We start from the raw sequence: 12,417 nt of genomic DNA on the forward strand, positions 1-12,417 counted from the left end.
GGGGCTGAATCAAGCGGACTTGCGGGAATTTCGACGAACGACGAGCGCGGCCAGGATACCGACGAACGTGATCACCCAGGCCACCACCTTCACCGGCCTGACTGTCGCCGCAAGCGAGGCCAGCGTATCGCTTCCGCGCATCTGCCACAGCTGGATGATCTGCGAGAAGGTTTCGGCATAGTCGGTCGCAATGAAGACGATCGCCGCCCCGACCAGCAGCATGCCGAGCCGCTTCAGCCGCTTGTCGTCCGCTTCCATGAAAGCGAGCCCGCCATACCAGCTGCCGAGCCCGTAGATGGTGATGAACACGATATCGCCGATCATCGAGAGAAGCGCGCGCTCGTAGAGGCCGGCCAACGACCAGGCGCGCTGGATCATGTCGACCTGGAAGGCCGAGCCGGCGGCCTGGTGAGCGAGGATGCCGCCCGGTACGCCCTCTATCGCGAGCGGGAACCCCAGCCAGATCACGAGCGCGAAGGCGACCAGCCCGGCAGGCCAGAGGATCCGGAAGCGTTGCCAGTTAGCGCTCTCAGTCACCGAGGAACTCCACCAGCGCATCGCCCATTTCCGGCTCGGTGACCGAGCTCATATGCGTGCCCGGTATCTCGACGTAATGGGCATCGGGCAGCGCTTCGACGAGCTTTTGCGCCGAACCGTTGTCGTTGTCCTTGTCGCCGCACAGCACCATCGTCGGCATGGTGATTGCCGCGAGCGCTTCGGGTTGGGTGTCGGCCACGGAGTTGAGCAGCAGGCGCGCCGCGTCGCGATCGACTTTCATGGTCTTCATGAAGCTGACCGCCATGAACGCCGGATCGCCGCGTTTGACCTCTTCGAAGCGGTCGATCGCATCGATGAAGAAGGCGGCGCGGCGGTTCCACCCTGCCAGCCCCTCAAGGCCCATGCCCGCCAATACCAGCTTGCGCGGAGCAAGCCCGTTGATGACCGCGCGCGCCGAGGTTCGCGCTCCGAGCGAGAAGCCGACGAGGTCGAAATCGTCGAGGCCGAGCGCCTCGACCAGCGCGGCGGCGTCTCTTGCCAGTACATCGGGCGGATAGGCGGCGACATCATGCGGTTTTCCGCTTTCACCGTGTGCGCGCAGGTCCGGCATAATCGCCTCGAGACCCGCATCGGCGAGTTTCTTCGCATGGCCGAAGCGTATCCAGTTCATTTCCGCGCTCGAGAAAAGGCCGTGGAGCAACAGCACCGGCCTGCCCTCGCCCATGCGGTGCACGGCGAGCTCGGTTCCATCGAAGCTCGCGATCGTTTCGCGTCGAAGTTCGCTCATCGCTTGGCCAGGCCCTTCTGTTCCATGCGCCACTTCGCCATCTCGACACGGTCCTGCCCGAAGAACGGTTCACCCTCGAACACGAGGGTCGGCACACCCCAATGGCCCGCTGCTTCGAGCGCTTTCTGGTTCTCGCCGATCTCCGCATCGAGCGCATCGGCATCGGAGACCGCTTCGGCATCGAGCTCGGCCAGGTCGAGCCCGGCCCGCTGGGCCGCATTGGCAAGGTGGTCGCCCTCGTGCCAGTTATCGACTTCGCCCGACCAGATGACCCTCGAAGCCTCGTCGGCGAAGGCCAACCCCTTCCCTCGCCGCGTCGCTGCCTGCCCGAGGCGGCTGATGCGGAAGATGTAGGGCTGCTCCTTCGGAATCTCGCGCGTCTGGAAGTTCTGCACGACCGGGTCCGGACGCGGCCAGCGCAGCGGAATGCCCTGCATCTGCGCGGAACGCATGCAGTCGAGCACGATGTAGCGCGGCGCTGCCGGGTTGCCGGTGAAGAGGATATCGGGATCGCGAATGGCGATCGGCATCACCGTGCGCAGGGTGATGTCGACATCGTACTCCTCCGCCATGGCGCGATAACGCCCCACGGCGAGGTAGGAGTATGGCGAGCGGAAGCTGAAGAAGAGATCGGCTTGCAGTGTCATGCGGCCCTTGTGCCGCAATCGCCTGCTGCGGTCACCCCTTCTTCAGGTGGCGACGTCCGAGAAGTTCGGCGATCTGCACCGCGTTGAGCGCGGCACCCTTGCGCAGGTTGTCCGACACGCACCACAGGGTGAGGCCGTTCTCCACCGTCGGGTCTTCGCGCACGCGGCTGATGTAGGTGGCACCGTCGCCCGCGCATTCGACCGGGGTGACGTATCCGCCGTCCTCGCGCTTGTCGACGAGCATGATGCCCGGTGCCTCGCGCAGGATTTCCTGAGCCTGCTCGGCGCTGATCTCGTTCTCGAACTCGATGTTCACCGCTTCGGAGTGGCCGACGAAGACCGGCACGCGCACGCAGGTCGCGGTCAGCTTGATCTTCGGGTCGAGGATCTTCTTGGTCTCGACCACCATCTTCCACTCTTCCTTGGTCGAGCCGTCGTCGAGGAAGACATCGATGTGCGGAATGAGGTTGAAGGCGATCTGCTTGGTGAACTTCTCCGGCTCCACCGGATCGCCGACGAAGATGGCGCGGCTCTGGTTGAACAGCTCGTCCATGCCCGCCTTGCCCGCTCCGGAAACCGACTGGTAGGTGCTGACGACGACGCGCTTGATCTTCGCCGCATCGTGCAGCGGCTTGAGCGCGACGACGAGCTGCGCGGTCGAGCAGTTCGGGTTCGCGATGATGTTGCGCTTCTTGTAGTCGTCGATCGCGTCCGGATTCACTTCCGGCACGATCAGCGGCACGTCCGGCTCCATGCGGTAGAGCGAGCTGTTGTCGATCACGACGCAGCCGGCAGCCGCCGCCTTGGGCGCATATTCCTTCGCCGGGCCACTGCCCGCCGAGAACAGGGCGATATCCCAGCCGGTGAAGTCGAAATGCTCGATGTTCTTGCACTTGAGCATCTTGCCGGTGTCGCCGAATTCGACTTCCGTCCCGACCGAACGCGACGATGCGACCGCCGCGACCTCGTCGCAGGGGAACTCGCGCTCGGCGAGGATCTGCATCATTTCACGACCGACATTTCCGGTCGCACCGACCACGGCTACGCGATAGCCCAATTCACTTCTCCAATTCGTTTGCGCCGCCGAGATAGCGATTGGCGGCGCGCCCGCAAGCGTACATTCGATTGCGCGCGCTAAACCCTCACTCCTCGGGAGGCGTCACGCCGTTGCGCTCGAGGAAGCTGAAAATCGTGTTCCACAGGTGCGGCGAGATCATTTCGCCCGACACGCGGTGCGTATAGCCGGGGTAGAGCATCATTTCGAACGGCACGTTTCCTTCCTGCAGGACCGAGATCAGTTCCGAGGAATTCTCGAACACGACATTGTCGTCGGCCATGCCGTGGATCAGCAGCAGCGGGTCGCTAATGGCTGTCGCCTGCGGGATCGCACTCGATGCTTCGTAGGCACCCGGCACCTTGTTCGGATCGCCCATGTAGCGCTCGGTATAATGGGTGTCGTAAAGCTCCCACTTGGTCACCGGCGCGCCCGAGATGCCCGCAGCATAGAGCCCCGGATCGGCCTGCAACTGCTTCAGTGTCATGTAACCGCCGTAGGACCAGCCGTAGAGCGCGATCTTCTCCGCATCGACGTAATCGAGCGTCTTGAGATATTCGGCACCCGCCTTCTGGTCCTCGACTTCGACGCTGCCCATTGCGCGATAGAGCGGCTGTTCGAAATCGACCCCGCGGTTCGCACTTCCCCGGTTGTCGAGCTCGAACCAGATGTAGCCCTTGTCGACCACCGCCTGTTGCAACGCGCCGTCCCAGCCGCGCGTCACGACCTGCGGGCCGGGGCCGCTGTAGTGGTAATAGAACACCGGGTATTGCTTGCCCGGCTCCATCTCGGGCGTGACCATCTTGTAATAGAGATCGGTCACGCCGTCGGCCGCCTTGATCGTGCCGTAGCGCGCAGGGCGATGGCTCGCGAGGTGCGGCGCGTAGGGATGGCCGTCTTCCAGCGCATTCTGCTCGACCCAGGCGAGGTGGTTGCCTTGGGCATCGGCGAGGTAGCTCTGCGAAGGCTGGTTGTGGTTGGAGCGCGTGATGAGGAGCGTCTTCGCATCCTTGTCCATCGTCGCGGAATGCGTGAAGCCGTCGCTGGTCAGACGACGCGCCTCGCCGCCCTCTGCCATGTCGATGACATAGACATGTTGCGCGAGCACGTCTTCGACCGCCTGGAAGAATATCTTCCCGCTTTCCTGGTCGACGCCGAGCAGCTTGGTGACCGGGCCCGGCGTGTCGGTCAGCTGCGACCAGTTCGAACCATCGAACAGGTAGAACTGCCCCGAACCGCTGCGCTCCGACCACCACAGCAAATCGCCGTTCTTCAGGAATTTGTACTCGTCGGAGATGTTGATCCAGTAGTCCTCGCGCGCGGCGTTCTCCGTGAAGAAAATCTCGCTCGCGCCGGTCGCCGGATCGACCTTGAGCATGTCGAGCACCGTTTGCTCGCGGTTCTGGCGCTGGACGTAGATGGCGCTGCCGTCCGGTGCCCAATCGACGCGCGCGACGTAGATGTCGCTTTCCTCGCCGAGGTCGATCTGCACGCGGTTGCCACCGTCGGGGTCCATCACGAACAGCTCGACGATCGCATTGTCGCTGCCGGCGACCGGATAGCGCTGGTCGAAGACCTTCGTGCCGGTTGCGCCGATGGCCGCGCGGGTGACGATGCCGACCGGGCTCTCGTCGGTGCGCTGGACCACGATGCGCTTGTCGTCCGGGCTCCACCAGTAACCGGTTAGCCGGCTCATCTCTTCCTGCGCGACGAATTCCGCTTCGCCCCAGCGGATCGCATCGCCTTCCTTCGGAGTGATCGGCTGCGCTTCCGAGCCGACCGGCCCGACCCACAACTGCCGGTCGCGGACGAAGGAGAGGTAGGTGCTCTTCTCGCTCAGCGCGGGGTTGAGTTCGCTTTCCTCGGTGTCGGTCAGGCGCTGGATCGATCCGTCGAGCCGCGCAAGGTAGAGATCCCCGTCGAGCGGCACGAGAATGCCCGTGCCGTCTGCCGTCCACTGATAGGCGATGATGCCGCGAAGATTGCCGACACGCGCGCGTTCGCGCTGCATTTTCTCGTCCTCGGACAGTTCGCGCCCGGTGCCGAGCGCCTCGCTGTCGACCAGCATGCGCCATTGGCCGTTTTCGCGGTCGTAGCCCCACAGGTCGTAGCGCTCGCGCTCGTCCTCGCGGTTGCGCAGCAGGGTGAGGTAGCGCCCGTCCGGCGAGAGCTTCGCCTGCCGCGGGCTAGGTCCGTCCAGCGAGGGAGAAGCGAAGACCTGTTCGAAGGTGAGGTCGGCAGTTTCGCTCATCGCGTGATCGTCCGCGATTGCAGGTGTGGCGAGAGCGAGCGAAGCGGCAGCAGCAAGCAGGTGGCGCATGGCAAGAAAGCGTGTCTCCGGTTGGGATGAGAAACGAAAAAGGGCGCCCCGGCTTCTAGACCGGAGCGCCCTTTCGTCAAACCGTTATAGGTCTTGTGCTTACGCCTTGGGGGCGTTGACCTTGCGTTCCGCGATGCGCGCACGCTTACCGGTGCGGCCACGCAGATAGTAGAGCTTCGCACGACGCACGACGCCGCGGCGGACCACGGTGATGCTGTCGACGATCGGCGAGTAGAGCGGGAACACGCGTTCCACGCCTTCACCGAAGCTCATCTTGCGGACGGTGAAGTTGCTGCCCATGCCGCGGTTCGAGCGGGCAATGACAACGCCTTCGAAATTCTGGACGCGTTCACGCGTACCTTCGACAACCTTTACGCCAACGCGGACGGTGTCGCCGGGACGAAATTCGGGAACGTCCTTCCCGAGGTTCTCGATAGCTTCCGCTTCGAGCTGCTGAATCAGGTTCATTTGCCCTGGTCCTTCTTTTCCTGCCGCTCGCCAGAGGCAGACTGGACCGGAGCGTCACTGTAACGCTCCCACAAGTCCGGCCTGCGTAACCGTGTGTGATCTTCCGCCATGGACTTGCGCCAAGCAGCGATCTTCGCATGATCCCCCGATCGCAGCACTTCAGGGATCGTGCGCCCTTCCCATTCCTGAGGTCGGGTATATTGCGGATATTCGAGCAGCCCTTCTTCGAAGGATTCCTCGGTTCCGCTTGAAGGCGCGCCCATTACCCCCGGAAGCAAGCGAATGCAAGCGTCGAGTATGGCGAGCGCGGCAGGCTCTCCGCCGGACAGGACGATGTCGGCGAGGCTGACCTGTTCTATCTGCGGACGAGCTTCGAAAAGCCGCTCGTCGAACCCCTCGAAGCGACCGCACAGGATAGTGACTCCCGGCCCTGCAGCCAGCTCGCGAATTCGCTCCTGCGTGATCGGCTTGCCGCGCGGCGTCATCGCGAGGATCGGGACGCCGGGCTGCATCCTGATCGCATGATCGACCGCGGCTCCCAGCACATCGGCCTTCAGCACCATCCCCGCCCCGCCGCCGGCCGGCGTATCGTCGACCGTGCGATGCTTGTCGGAAGCGAAGTCGCGGATCTGGATCGTGTCGAGCGACCACTTCTGCTCCTCCAGCGCCCGCCCGGCGAGCGACAGCCTCAGCGGCCCGGGGAACATCTCGGGATAGAGTGTCAGGATGGTTGCGGCGAAGGTCATGACGACTTCCAGAGAGAAATGGCTAAAGCGGCTACGGGCAGCGCAATTCCGAAGAACACAAGCACGACACTATCAGGGGTCGCCCCGCAATTCTCGGGATCGGCAGGCAGTATTTCGACCAGCGTGTAGCTCGCAATCGTGCCGAGAATAAGCGGCAATATGCCACGCGCCCCGACGCGAATCGTGTTTTCGTCACCATAGAGACGGGCGTTGTGCAGCACTGCGCACGAAAAACCGATGAGGCACGCCAACACAGCAAACGGGAAAGCCGCCAGAGCGATCTCGAGGCCGCCCATGCGGCACAGGTCAATCACTCCAATCCACCCCATCTTTCGCCCGGGTATCGACTGTCAGTTCGAACACGTCGGGCCGCGAATAGTGGCCGTCGGTATCGAGGCTCGCCAGTCCCTCGTCGATTTCCGCAAGATCCAGCTCGACATGGAGCGTTTCCTCACCCTCGCCCGCTTGCGCGACCACTCGCGCGTCGGGCGCGGCGATCATGCTGCCGCCTCGGTTGAGAACGTCGCTTTCGATAGCGCGGATCAGCGCTTCGGCCTCTGGGTCTCCGCCGCAGCGTTCAAGCCCACCGAGCAGGTCGTCCTTGTGCTGGACCAGCCCTGCGGCGAGCACGAAGCACCGCCCCTCCATCGCGTAGTGGCGGCTGGCGATGGCGTATTGCTCGCGCACGGTAGGCCATGCAGCGACGTGGACGCTCTCGCCGAGGTTGTGCATCGCCGCGCGTGCCAAGGGCATCCAGTGCTCCCAGCAGATAAGGTTGCCCACCGAGCCCCATTCGGCCTGGTGAACGCCCAGGGTCGAGCCGTCGCCGCGCATCCAGACCAACCGCTCGCCATGCGTCGGCACCAGTTTGCGGTGGTCGAGGACTGGCTGTCCGGGCCGGAAGGTCATCTGGTTGTTGAACAGGCTGCGGCGAACGCGCTCGTGCGCGCCGATGGAAATGACCGCGCCGGTCTCGTCGCACAGTTCCTGCAGTGGCAGCAGCCGCTCGTCGTTCCGGACCACCGCGTTCTCTAGCAGGAGGCGGTGCAGCGCCTTGGTGCCGGGATGATCCCACAGCGCGGCGCCGGGAGCCTCGTCGAGCCACAGCGGGTAGCCGCCGAGGAAGGTCTCGCCGAAGGCGACCAGCTGCGCCCCGTCGGCAATCGCCTTGCGAGCGAGCTCGACCGCTTGCGCAATTCCATCCTCGATTGCGAGCGGAATCGGCGCGGCTTGGCAAATGGCGACGTGAAGTTTCGTCATGACAGGCGCTTAGGCCCGCGCGTCAGCCTCCGCAACCGCCGCAGCCGCCGCCACAACCGCCGCCACCGTCCCCGCTGTCACCCCCGCCATCGCCGACGAACGCCCCTCCGTCGCCTCCGAAAGCATTCTGGCGCAGTTCGTGAACCGCCACCATCGGCGTGCCGACCAGCACTGCCGTGCCGTAGAGCGCGACCGCCCTGCCCGCCTCGTCCTGCGTCGGCGCACGCGAGAGGCGCGACGAGGCGACACGGGCAGCCTCAACCGCCTCGATCCCCGCCTTGGTCCGCATATCGACTCTGGAAAAGCGCACCATCATCAGGATCAATGCAATGATCGTCAGGATCGCGAGGAAGCCGACCGGCTCGCCCAGTCCGAGGCCGGCAGCGATCCGCCATGCGCCGAGAAAGACGAGGAACGCGTAAGGCGCAGCCTGCATCATGCGCAGCTTGGTAATCTCGTCCGGCCCGACGAGCATGCCATCGGCGCGCAGTCTGTCTGTTATCCCTGCCACCTCGGCTGTCCCGGCGCGCAGGAAATCGTTCCACCGTGCCGGCTCCGGCGTCGAAAGGATGCGGCTCTCGAGGGCCGTCTGACCGCCACCAGCCGAACGGATGGCGAAGCGGTCCTTCTTCTCGTGAACGATGGCATCGCGGGCGAGCAATTGCGCGGTCGCGGTTTCCGACACTCGGCGAGCCCCGCCGGTGAGAAATGCCAGTTCCTCGGCCCCCAGTGCCGCGCCGGTGCTTCGCCCTTCGGGCCGCACCATGTCGGCAAGCCGCGGGCCGGAAAGCCAGCCGACCACCATCAGGACCAGGAACAGGATCAGGAAGGCAGGTCCCGAAAAGAATGACAGGCCCGTATCGATCATTGCAAAGCTCCCCAACCCAGCAGCGCGAAGGCCGCTCCGAATAGCGCGATGATAGCATAAGCCACTTTGCGCGGAAGTATCATGACATCCGCCGGGTTGACCCTCACCCCCTTGGGATCGACGCCGAAGCGGCGCGCGGCACCGGGCCAGATGTCGGCAGGCGGCGGCTCGCCGAAAGCGTCTTCGTAGGATTTCAGCGTCGCGGCGTACTGGTCGTAATAGCGCGTCCGCTCCGCCTGGCCGCCGGCGGTGGGGCCGTGGTGCAGTTCGGCACCCAGCACTTCGGGGCAAAAGCGCTGCCAGTAGTCGCGGCTGTAGGTGAGGTGCAGGTGCCATGCCTGGTCCACCGCGTCCGAGGGCGTGACCTCATGCCCCGCTGTCCTCGCAAGGTAACAGAACCGCTTGTATTCGCCGATCACGCGGTCCGCGAAGGCGCTATCCCAGCGGTTTTCTCGGGCGAGCCGGTCGCGGAAGGATAGCGTCGCCTGTTCAGGGCCGATCTCGTACGCGGCGAGGCGCTGCCAGAGGTCGGAGGAAATGACGGAGGGCTCGGCCGGCATGGCCGCTAGTCTTCGACGAAATCCTGCGAAATGACCAGCACCTGCGCGTCCCAGCGGGGAACGGCCTGCTCCGTCATCGGAACGAGGAAGCTCTTGCCGCCATCGCGCTTAATCTCGACGAGGTCGCCTGCACCGTAGTTGAGCACATTGCCGACCGTCCCGATCGCCTCTCCGGCGTCGGTTTCGACCTTCAGGCCGACGAGGTCAGCATGGTAGTATTCGCCCTCGTCGAGGGGCGGCAGAGCCGAGCGCGGGACGGTGAGTGTCGTGCCCCGCAGCTTCTCGGCCGCATTGCGATCGGCAACTTCCTTGAAGCGGGCGATTGCCCCGCCCTTCCCGTCGTCGCGGATCTTGGAGAGCGTCAGGCTCCCCTCATTGAAGCTCTTGTGGTTCTTGAGGGCATCGACACCCTCGCCGAAGAGCTTCAGGCGGACTTCGCCCGTCACGCCATGCGCGCCTTTGACAGCGGCGAGCGTGACGGGCTTGTCCTGCATGGGAGAGGCTTACTCGGCCTTCTCTTCAGCAGCGTCTTCTGCCGGAGCTTCCTCGGCAGCGGCTTCTTCAGCCGGTGCTTCTTCAGCTGCCGCTTCTTCGGCCGGAGCTTCTTCAGCAGCGGTTTCTTCTTCGGCAGGAGCGTTTGCTTCTTCCTCGGCAGCCTTTGCAGCTTCCTCGGCTTCAGCAGCCTTCGCGGCCTTCTCTTCAGCGCGTTCCTTGGCGGCTTCGCCCGGCTCACCCTTCTTCGGGTTGTTCTTCGGAGCACGCTCGAGGATGCCGGCTGCGTCGAGGAAGCGGTGGACGCGGTCGCTCGGCTTCGCGCCGACGCTCAGCCAGTGGCGGGCGCGGTCTTCGTTGAGCTTGACGCGATCTTCCGAATCCTTCGGCAGCATCGGGTTGTAGGTGCCGATCTGCTCGAGATACTTGCCGTCACGCGGGCTGCGCGTGTCGGACACGACGATGCGGTAGTACGGACGCTTCTTTGCGCCACCGCGCGAAAGACGGATTGCAACTGCCATTTGATATTACCTTTCCGAATTAAAATTTTGAATTTGCTATAATTTACTTTTTCTGGCCGGGAAGTCCGGGAAGGCCCGGCGGAAGACCGCCTCCGGCCATGCCCTTCGGGTTCAGGCCCGGCATGGCGGCGTCCATGCCACCGGAACCGAACAGGGCTCCGAGCCCCTTGAGACCGCCCATTTTCTTGATCTGCTTCATCGCGCGAGACATTTCCTGGTGCATCTTCAGCAACCGGTTGACGTCCTGCACCTGCATGCCGCTGCCCGCCGCGACGCGCTTTTTGCGCTTGGCGTTCATCAGCGCAGGGTTCGCGCGTTCCTTTTCGGTCATCGAACCGATGATCGCGTCCATGTGGACGAGGACCTTGTCGTCCATCCCGCTCTGCGCGAGCGCAGCCTTGGCCTTCTTCATGCCCGGCAGCATTCCTGCCAGCATGCCGAGGCCGCCCATCTGGTTCATCTGGCGCAGCTGGGTGCGCAGGTCGTTGAGGTCGAACTGGCCCTTGGCCATGCGCTTCGCCAGCGCCTCGGCCTCGTCCTGCTTGATCGTCTCGGCAGCCTTCTCGACGAGGCTGACGACGTCGCCCATGCCAAGGATGCGATCCGCGACGCGCTGCGGGTGGAAAACCTCGATCTGGTCGAGCTTCTCGCCCGTGCCGGCAAACTTGATCGGCTTGCCGGTGACATAGCGCATCGACAGCGCTGCACCGCCGCGCGCATCACCGTCCATACGGGTCAGCACGACGCCGGTCAGCGGAACTTCGTCGGTGAAGCTCTTGGCGACATTGACCGCGTCCTGGCCGGTCAGGCTGTCGACGACGAGCAGCACTTCGGTCGGCGCGGAAACGCTCGCCACGGCCTTCATTTCGGCCATCAGCGCTTCGTCGACATGCAGGCGGCCCGCGGTGTCGAGCAGCAGCACGTCGGCAGCCTGCAGCTTCGCGCTTTCCATCGCGCGCCGGGCGATGTCGACCGGCTGCTGGCCCTTGACGATCGGCAGGGTCGCGACCTCGACCTGCTCACCCAGGACAGCGAGCTGTTCCTGCGCGGCCGGACGATTGACGTCGAGCGAGGCCATCATGGCCTTCTTGCCGTGCTTTTCCTTGAGCAGCTTGCCGATCTTGGCAGTCGTGGTCGTCTTACCCGAGCCCTGCAGGCCGACCATCATGATGACGACCGGCGGCTTGGCTTCGAGCTTCAGCCCTTCGGTTTCCTCGCCGCCGAGCATCTCGACAAGCTCGTCGTTGACGATCTTGATGACCTGCTGGCCGGGGGTGACCGACTTGAGAACGTCCGAACCGATCGCCTTCTCGGTGACCGCATCGATGAAGCGACGAACAACGGGAAGTGCGACGTCGGCTTCGAGAAGCGCGATTCGCACTTCGCGCATCGCATCGCGCACGTCCTGTTCGGACAGTGCGCCGCGACCGCGCAGCTTGTCGAATACGCCGCCGAGGCGATCTGACAGGCTGTCGAACATACTACGCTTCTCCTCTGCCGCTTTGCCCGGATATGGGCATCACGGCGTCAAATGCCAAAAACGCCGGCGGACGAGAACTCGTCGGCCAGCGTGCGAACTCCCGTGGGAAATCCGACTTTTTCAGTTTCGAGTGGTGGAGCCTAGCGGGATCGAACCGCTGACCTCTACAATGCCATTGTAGCGCTCTCCCAGCTGAGCTAAGGCCCCATTCACTCTGGCGAGGTGCCCTGGGAGGCACCCCTGCTTGCGGGAACGGCCCTTTAGAAAGCCGCCACCCGCAACGCAAGTCTAAAAATCAGCTATCGTCCTTGTCGTCGTCGTCGCCCTTGCCGCTCGTCTCGACACCGAGATCGCTGTCGTCGCCAAGGTCGACATCGGCGTCGGGACGGTTCTCGTCCTCGTCGACATCGCTGAGATCGTCGTCGTCGGCCAGATCGCTATCCGCCTCGCCGTCTTTCTTCTTCTCGTCTTCCTCGAACGGAATCGGCTGCTTCGTCTTGAGAACCGGCTCCGGCTCCCATTCTTCGCCGCATTCGATGCAAGTGACCGGGTCTTCCTTACCCAGGTCGTAGAAGCGGGTGCCGCATTTCGGGCACGTACGCTTGGTGCCCCATTCTGGCTTGACCATTACTATTCCTCAGATGCTGCCCGGCCTCATGCTTGGCGGGACGAAAATTTCTCTAGCTTGATGGGTACCGATCACTCGGGAATCAAGA

At 63.9% G+C, this 12,417-nt stretch carries 15 protein-coding genes and 1 tRNA gene; all 16 read right to left on the reverse strand.

The window, feature by feature from the left end:
• Positions 1–9 precede the first annotated feature (9 nt).
• Complete coding sequence (locus EO245_RS10290; protein ID WP_128892846.1) at positions 10–537, reverse strand: hypothetical protein; 528 nt, start codon at positions 535–537, stop codon at positions 10–12.
• Positions 530–1,285, reverse strand: a complete 756-nt coding sequence (locus EO245_RS10295) for an alpha/beta fold hydrolase (RefSeq protein WP_128892847.1) — start codon at positions 1,283–1,285, stop codon at positions 530–532. The genes EO245_RS10290 and EO245_RS10295 overlap by 8 nt, the downstream gene beginning before the upstream one ends.
• Positions 1,282–1,932, reverse strand: coding sequence for a 2-hydroxychromene-2-carboxylate isomerase (locus EO245_RS10300; RefSeq protein WP_128892848.1), 651 nt, complete (start codon positions 1,930–1,932; stop codon positions 1,282–1,284). Before EO245_RS10300 ends, EO245_RS10295 begins: the two co-directional genes overlap by 4 nt.
• A gap of 31 nt (positions 1,933–1,963) precedes the next feature.
• Positions 1,964–2,989: an aspartate-semialdehyde dehydrogenase gene (locus EO245_RS10305; protein WP_128892849.1), complete on the reverse strand. Its 1,026-nt coding sequence runs from the start codon at positions 2,987–2,989 to the stop codon at positions 1,964–1,966.
• A gap of 85 nt (positions 2,990–3,074) precedes the next feature.
• Complete coding sequence (locus EO245_RS10310; protein WP_128892850.1) at positions 3,075–5,306, reverse strand: S9 family peptidase; 2,232 nt, start codon at positions 5,304–5,306, stop codon at positions 3,075–3,077.
• A 99-nt stretch (positions 5,307–5,405) separates the two neighbouring features.
• Positions 5,406–5,774, reverse strand: a complete 369-nt coding sequence (gene rplS, locus EO245_RS10315; RefSeq protein ID WP_128892851.1) for a 50S ribosomal protein L19 — start codon at positions 5,772–5,774, stop codon at positions 5,406–5,408.
• Positions 5,771–6,520 (reverse strand): tRNA (guanosine(37)-N1)-methyltransferase TrmD, encoded by a 750-nt coding sequence (gene trmD / locus EO245_RS10320; protein ID WP_128892852.1) that lies wholly within the window; start codon positions 6,518–6,520, stop codon positions 5,771–5,773. Before trmD ends, rplS begins: the two co-directional genes overlap by 4 nt.
• Positions 6,517–6,816, reverse strand: coding sequence for a hypothetical protein (locus EO245_RS10325; RefSeq protein WP_128892853.1), 300 nt, complete (start codon positions 6,814–6,816; stop codon positions 6,517–6,519). The genes trmD and EO245_RS10325 overlap by 4 nt, the downstream gene beginning before the upstream one ends.
• A gap of 10 nt (positions 6,817–6,826) precedes the next feature.
• Positions 6,827–7,780: a carbon-nitrogen hydrolase family protein gene (locus tag EO245_RS10330; protein ID WP_128892854.1), complete on the reverse strand. Its 954-nt coding sequence runs from the start codon at positions 7,778–7,780 to the stop codon at positions 6,827–6,829.
• Between the two features lie 22 nt (positions 7,781–7,802).
• The gene (locus tag EO245_RS10335) at positions 7,803–8,648 is read right to left on the reverse strand and encodes a TIGR04222 domain-containing membrane protein (RefSeq protein ID WP_128892855.1); all 846 of its coding nucleotides are present in this window, start codon (positions 8,646–8,648) and stop codon (positions 7,803–7,805) included.
• Positions 8,645–9,208 carry a hypothetical protein gene (locus tag EO245_RS10340; RefSeq protein WP_128892856.1) on the reverse strand — a complete coding sequence of 188 codons (564 nt, stop codon included), beginning with the start codon at positions 9,206–9,208 and terminating at the stop codon, positions 8,645–8,647. Before EO245_RS10340 ends, EO245_RS10335 begins: the two co-directional genes overlap by 4 nt.
• Positions 9,209–9,213: 5 nt before the next feature.
• On the reverse strand, positions 9,214–9,702 hold the full coding sequence (gene rimM / locus EO245_RS10345; protein WP_128892857.1) for a ribosome maturation factor RimM: 489 nt from the start codon (positions 9,700–9,702) through the stop codon (positions 9,214–9,216).
• A gap of 9 nt (positions 9,703–9,711) precedes the next feature.
• Entirely contained in the window at positions 9,712–10,221 is a 510-nt protein-coding gene (gene rpsP / locus EO245_RS10350; RefSeq protein WP_128892858.1) for a 30S ribosomal protein S16, read from the reverse strand.
• Between the two features lie 43 nt (positions 10,222–10,264).
• A complete protein-coding gene (gene ffh, locus EO245_RS10355; protein WP_128892859.1) occupies positions 10,265–11,701 on the reverse strand; it encodes a signal recognition particle protein in 1,437 nt (478 codons plus the stop codon).
• A 131-nt stretch (positions 11,702–11,832) separates the two neighbouring features.
• Positions 11,833–11,908, reverse strand: a tRNA-Ala gene (locus tag EO245_RS10360).
• An 88-nt stretch (positions 11,909–11,996) separates the two neighbouring features.
• Positions 11,997–12,329 (reverse strand): TIGR02300 family protein, encoded by a 333-nt coding sequence (locus EO245_RS10365; protein ID WP_128892860.1) that lies wholly within the window; start codon positions 12,327–12,329, stop codon positions 11,997–11,999.
• Positions 12,330–12,417: the final 88 nt, after the last annotated feature.

Origin of the sequence: Erythrobacter sp. HKB08 (assembly GCF_004114695.1) — a bacterium.
In the GTDB taxonomy this organism is placed as follows: Bacteria; Pseudomonadota; Alphaproteobacteria; order Sphingomonadales; family Sphingomonadaceae; genus Parerythrobacter_A.

What these genes read in the sequence shown, in the direction of transcription:
- EO245_RS10295 (WP_128892847.1), bottom strand. Translation starts at nt 1,285, where the DNA reads ATGAGCGAACTTCGACGCGAAACGATCGCGAGCTTCGATGGAACCGAG.
- EO245_RS10300 (WP_128892848.1), bottom strand. Translation starts at nt 1,932, where the DNA reads ATGACACTGCAAGCCGATCTCTTCTTCAGCTTCCGCTCGCCATACTCC.
- EO245_RS10310 (WP_128892850.1), bottom strand. Translation starts at nt 5,306, where the DNA reads ATGCGCCACCTGCTTGCTGCTGCCGCTTCGCTCGCTCTCGCCACACCT.
- rplS (WP_128892851.1), bottom strand. Translation starts at nt 5,774, where the DNA reads ATGAACCTGATTCAGCAGCTCGAAGCGGAAGCTATCGAGAACCTCGGG.
- trmD (WP_128892852.1), bottom strand. Translation starts at nt 6,520, where the DNA reads ATGACCTTCGCCGCAACCATCCTGACACTCTATCCCGAGATGTTCCCC.
- EO245_RS10325 (WP_128892853.1), bottom strand. Translation starts at nt 6,816, where the DNA reads ATGGGCGGCCTCGAGATCGCTCTGGCGGCTTTCCCGTTTGCTGTGTTG.
- EO245_RS10330 (WP_128892854.1), bottom strand. Translation starts at nt 7,780, where the DNA reads ATGACGAAACTTCACGTCGCCATTTGCCAAGCCGCGCCGATTCCGCTC.
- EO245_RS10335 (WP_128892855.1), bottom strand. Translation starts at nt 8,648, where the DNA reads ATGATCGATACGGGCCTGTCATTCTTTTCGGGACCTGCCTTCCTGATC.
- EO245_RS10340 (WP_128892856.1), bottom strand. Translation starts at nt 9,208, where the DNA reads ATGCCGGCCGAGCCCTCCGTCATTTCCTCCGACCTCTGGCAGCGCCTC.
- rimM (WP_128892857.1), bottom strand. Translation starts at nt 9,702, where the DNA reads ATGCAGGACAAGCCCGTCACGCTCGCCGCTGTCAAAGGCGCGCATGGC.
- rpsP (WP_128892858.1), bottom strand. Translation starts at nt 10,221, where the DNA reads ATGGCAGTTGCAATCCGTCTTTCGCGCGGTGGCGCAAAGAAGCGTCCG.
- ffh (WP_128892859.1), bottom strand. Translation starts at nt 11,701, where the DNA reads ATGTTCGACAGCCTGTCAGATCGCCTCGGCGGCGTATTCGACAAGCTG.
- EO245_RS10365 (WP_128892860.1), bottom strand. Translation starts at nt 12,329, where the DNA reads ATGGTCAAGCCAGAATGGGGCACCAAGCGTACGTGCCCGAAATGCGGC.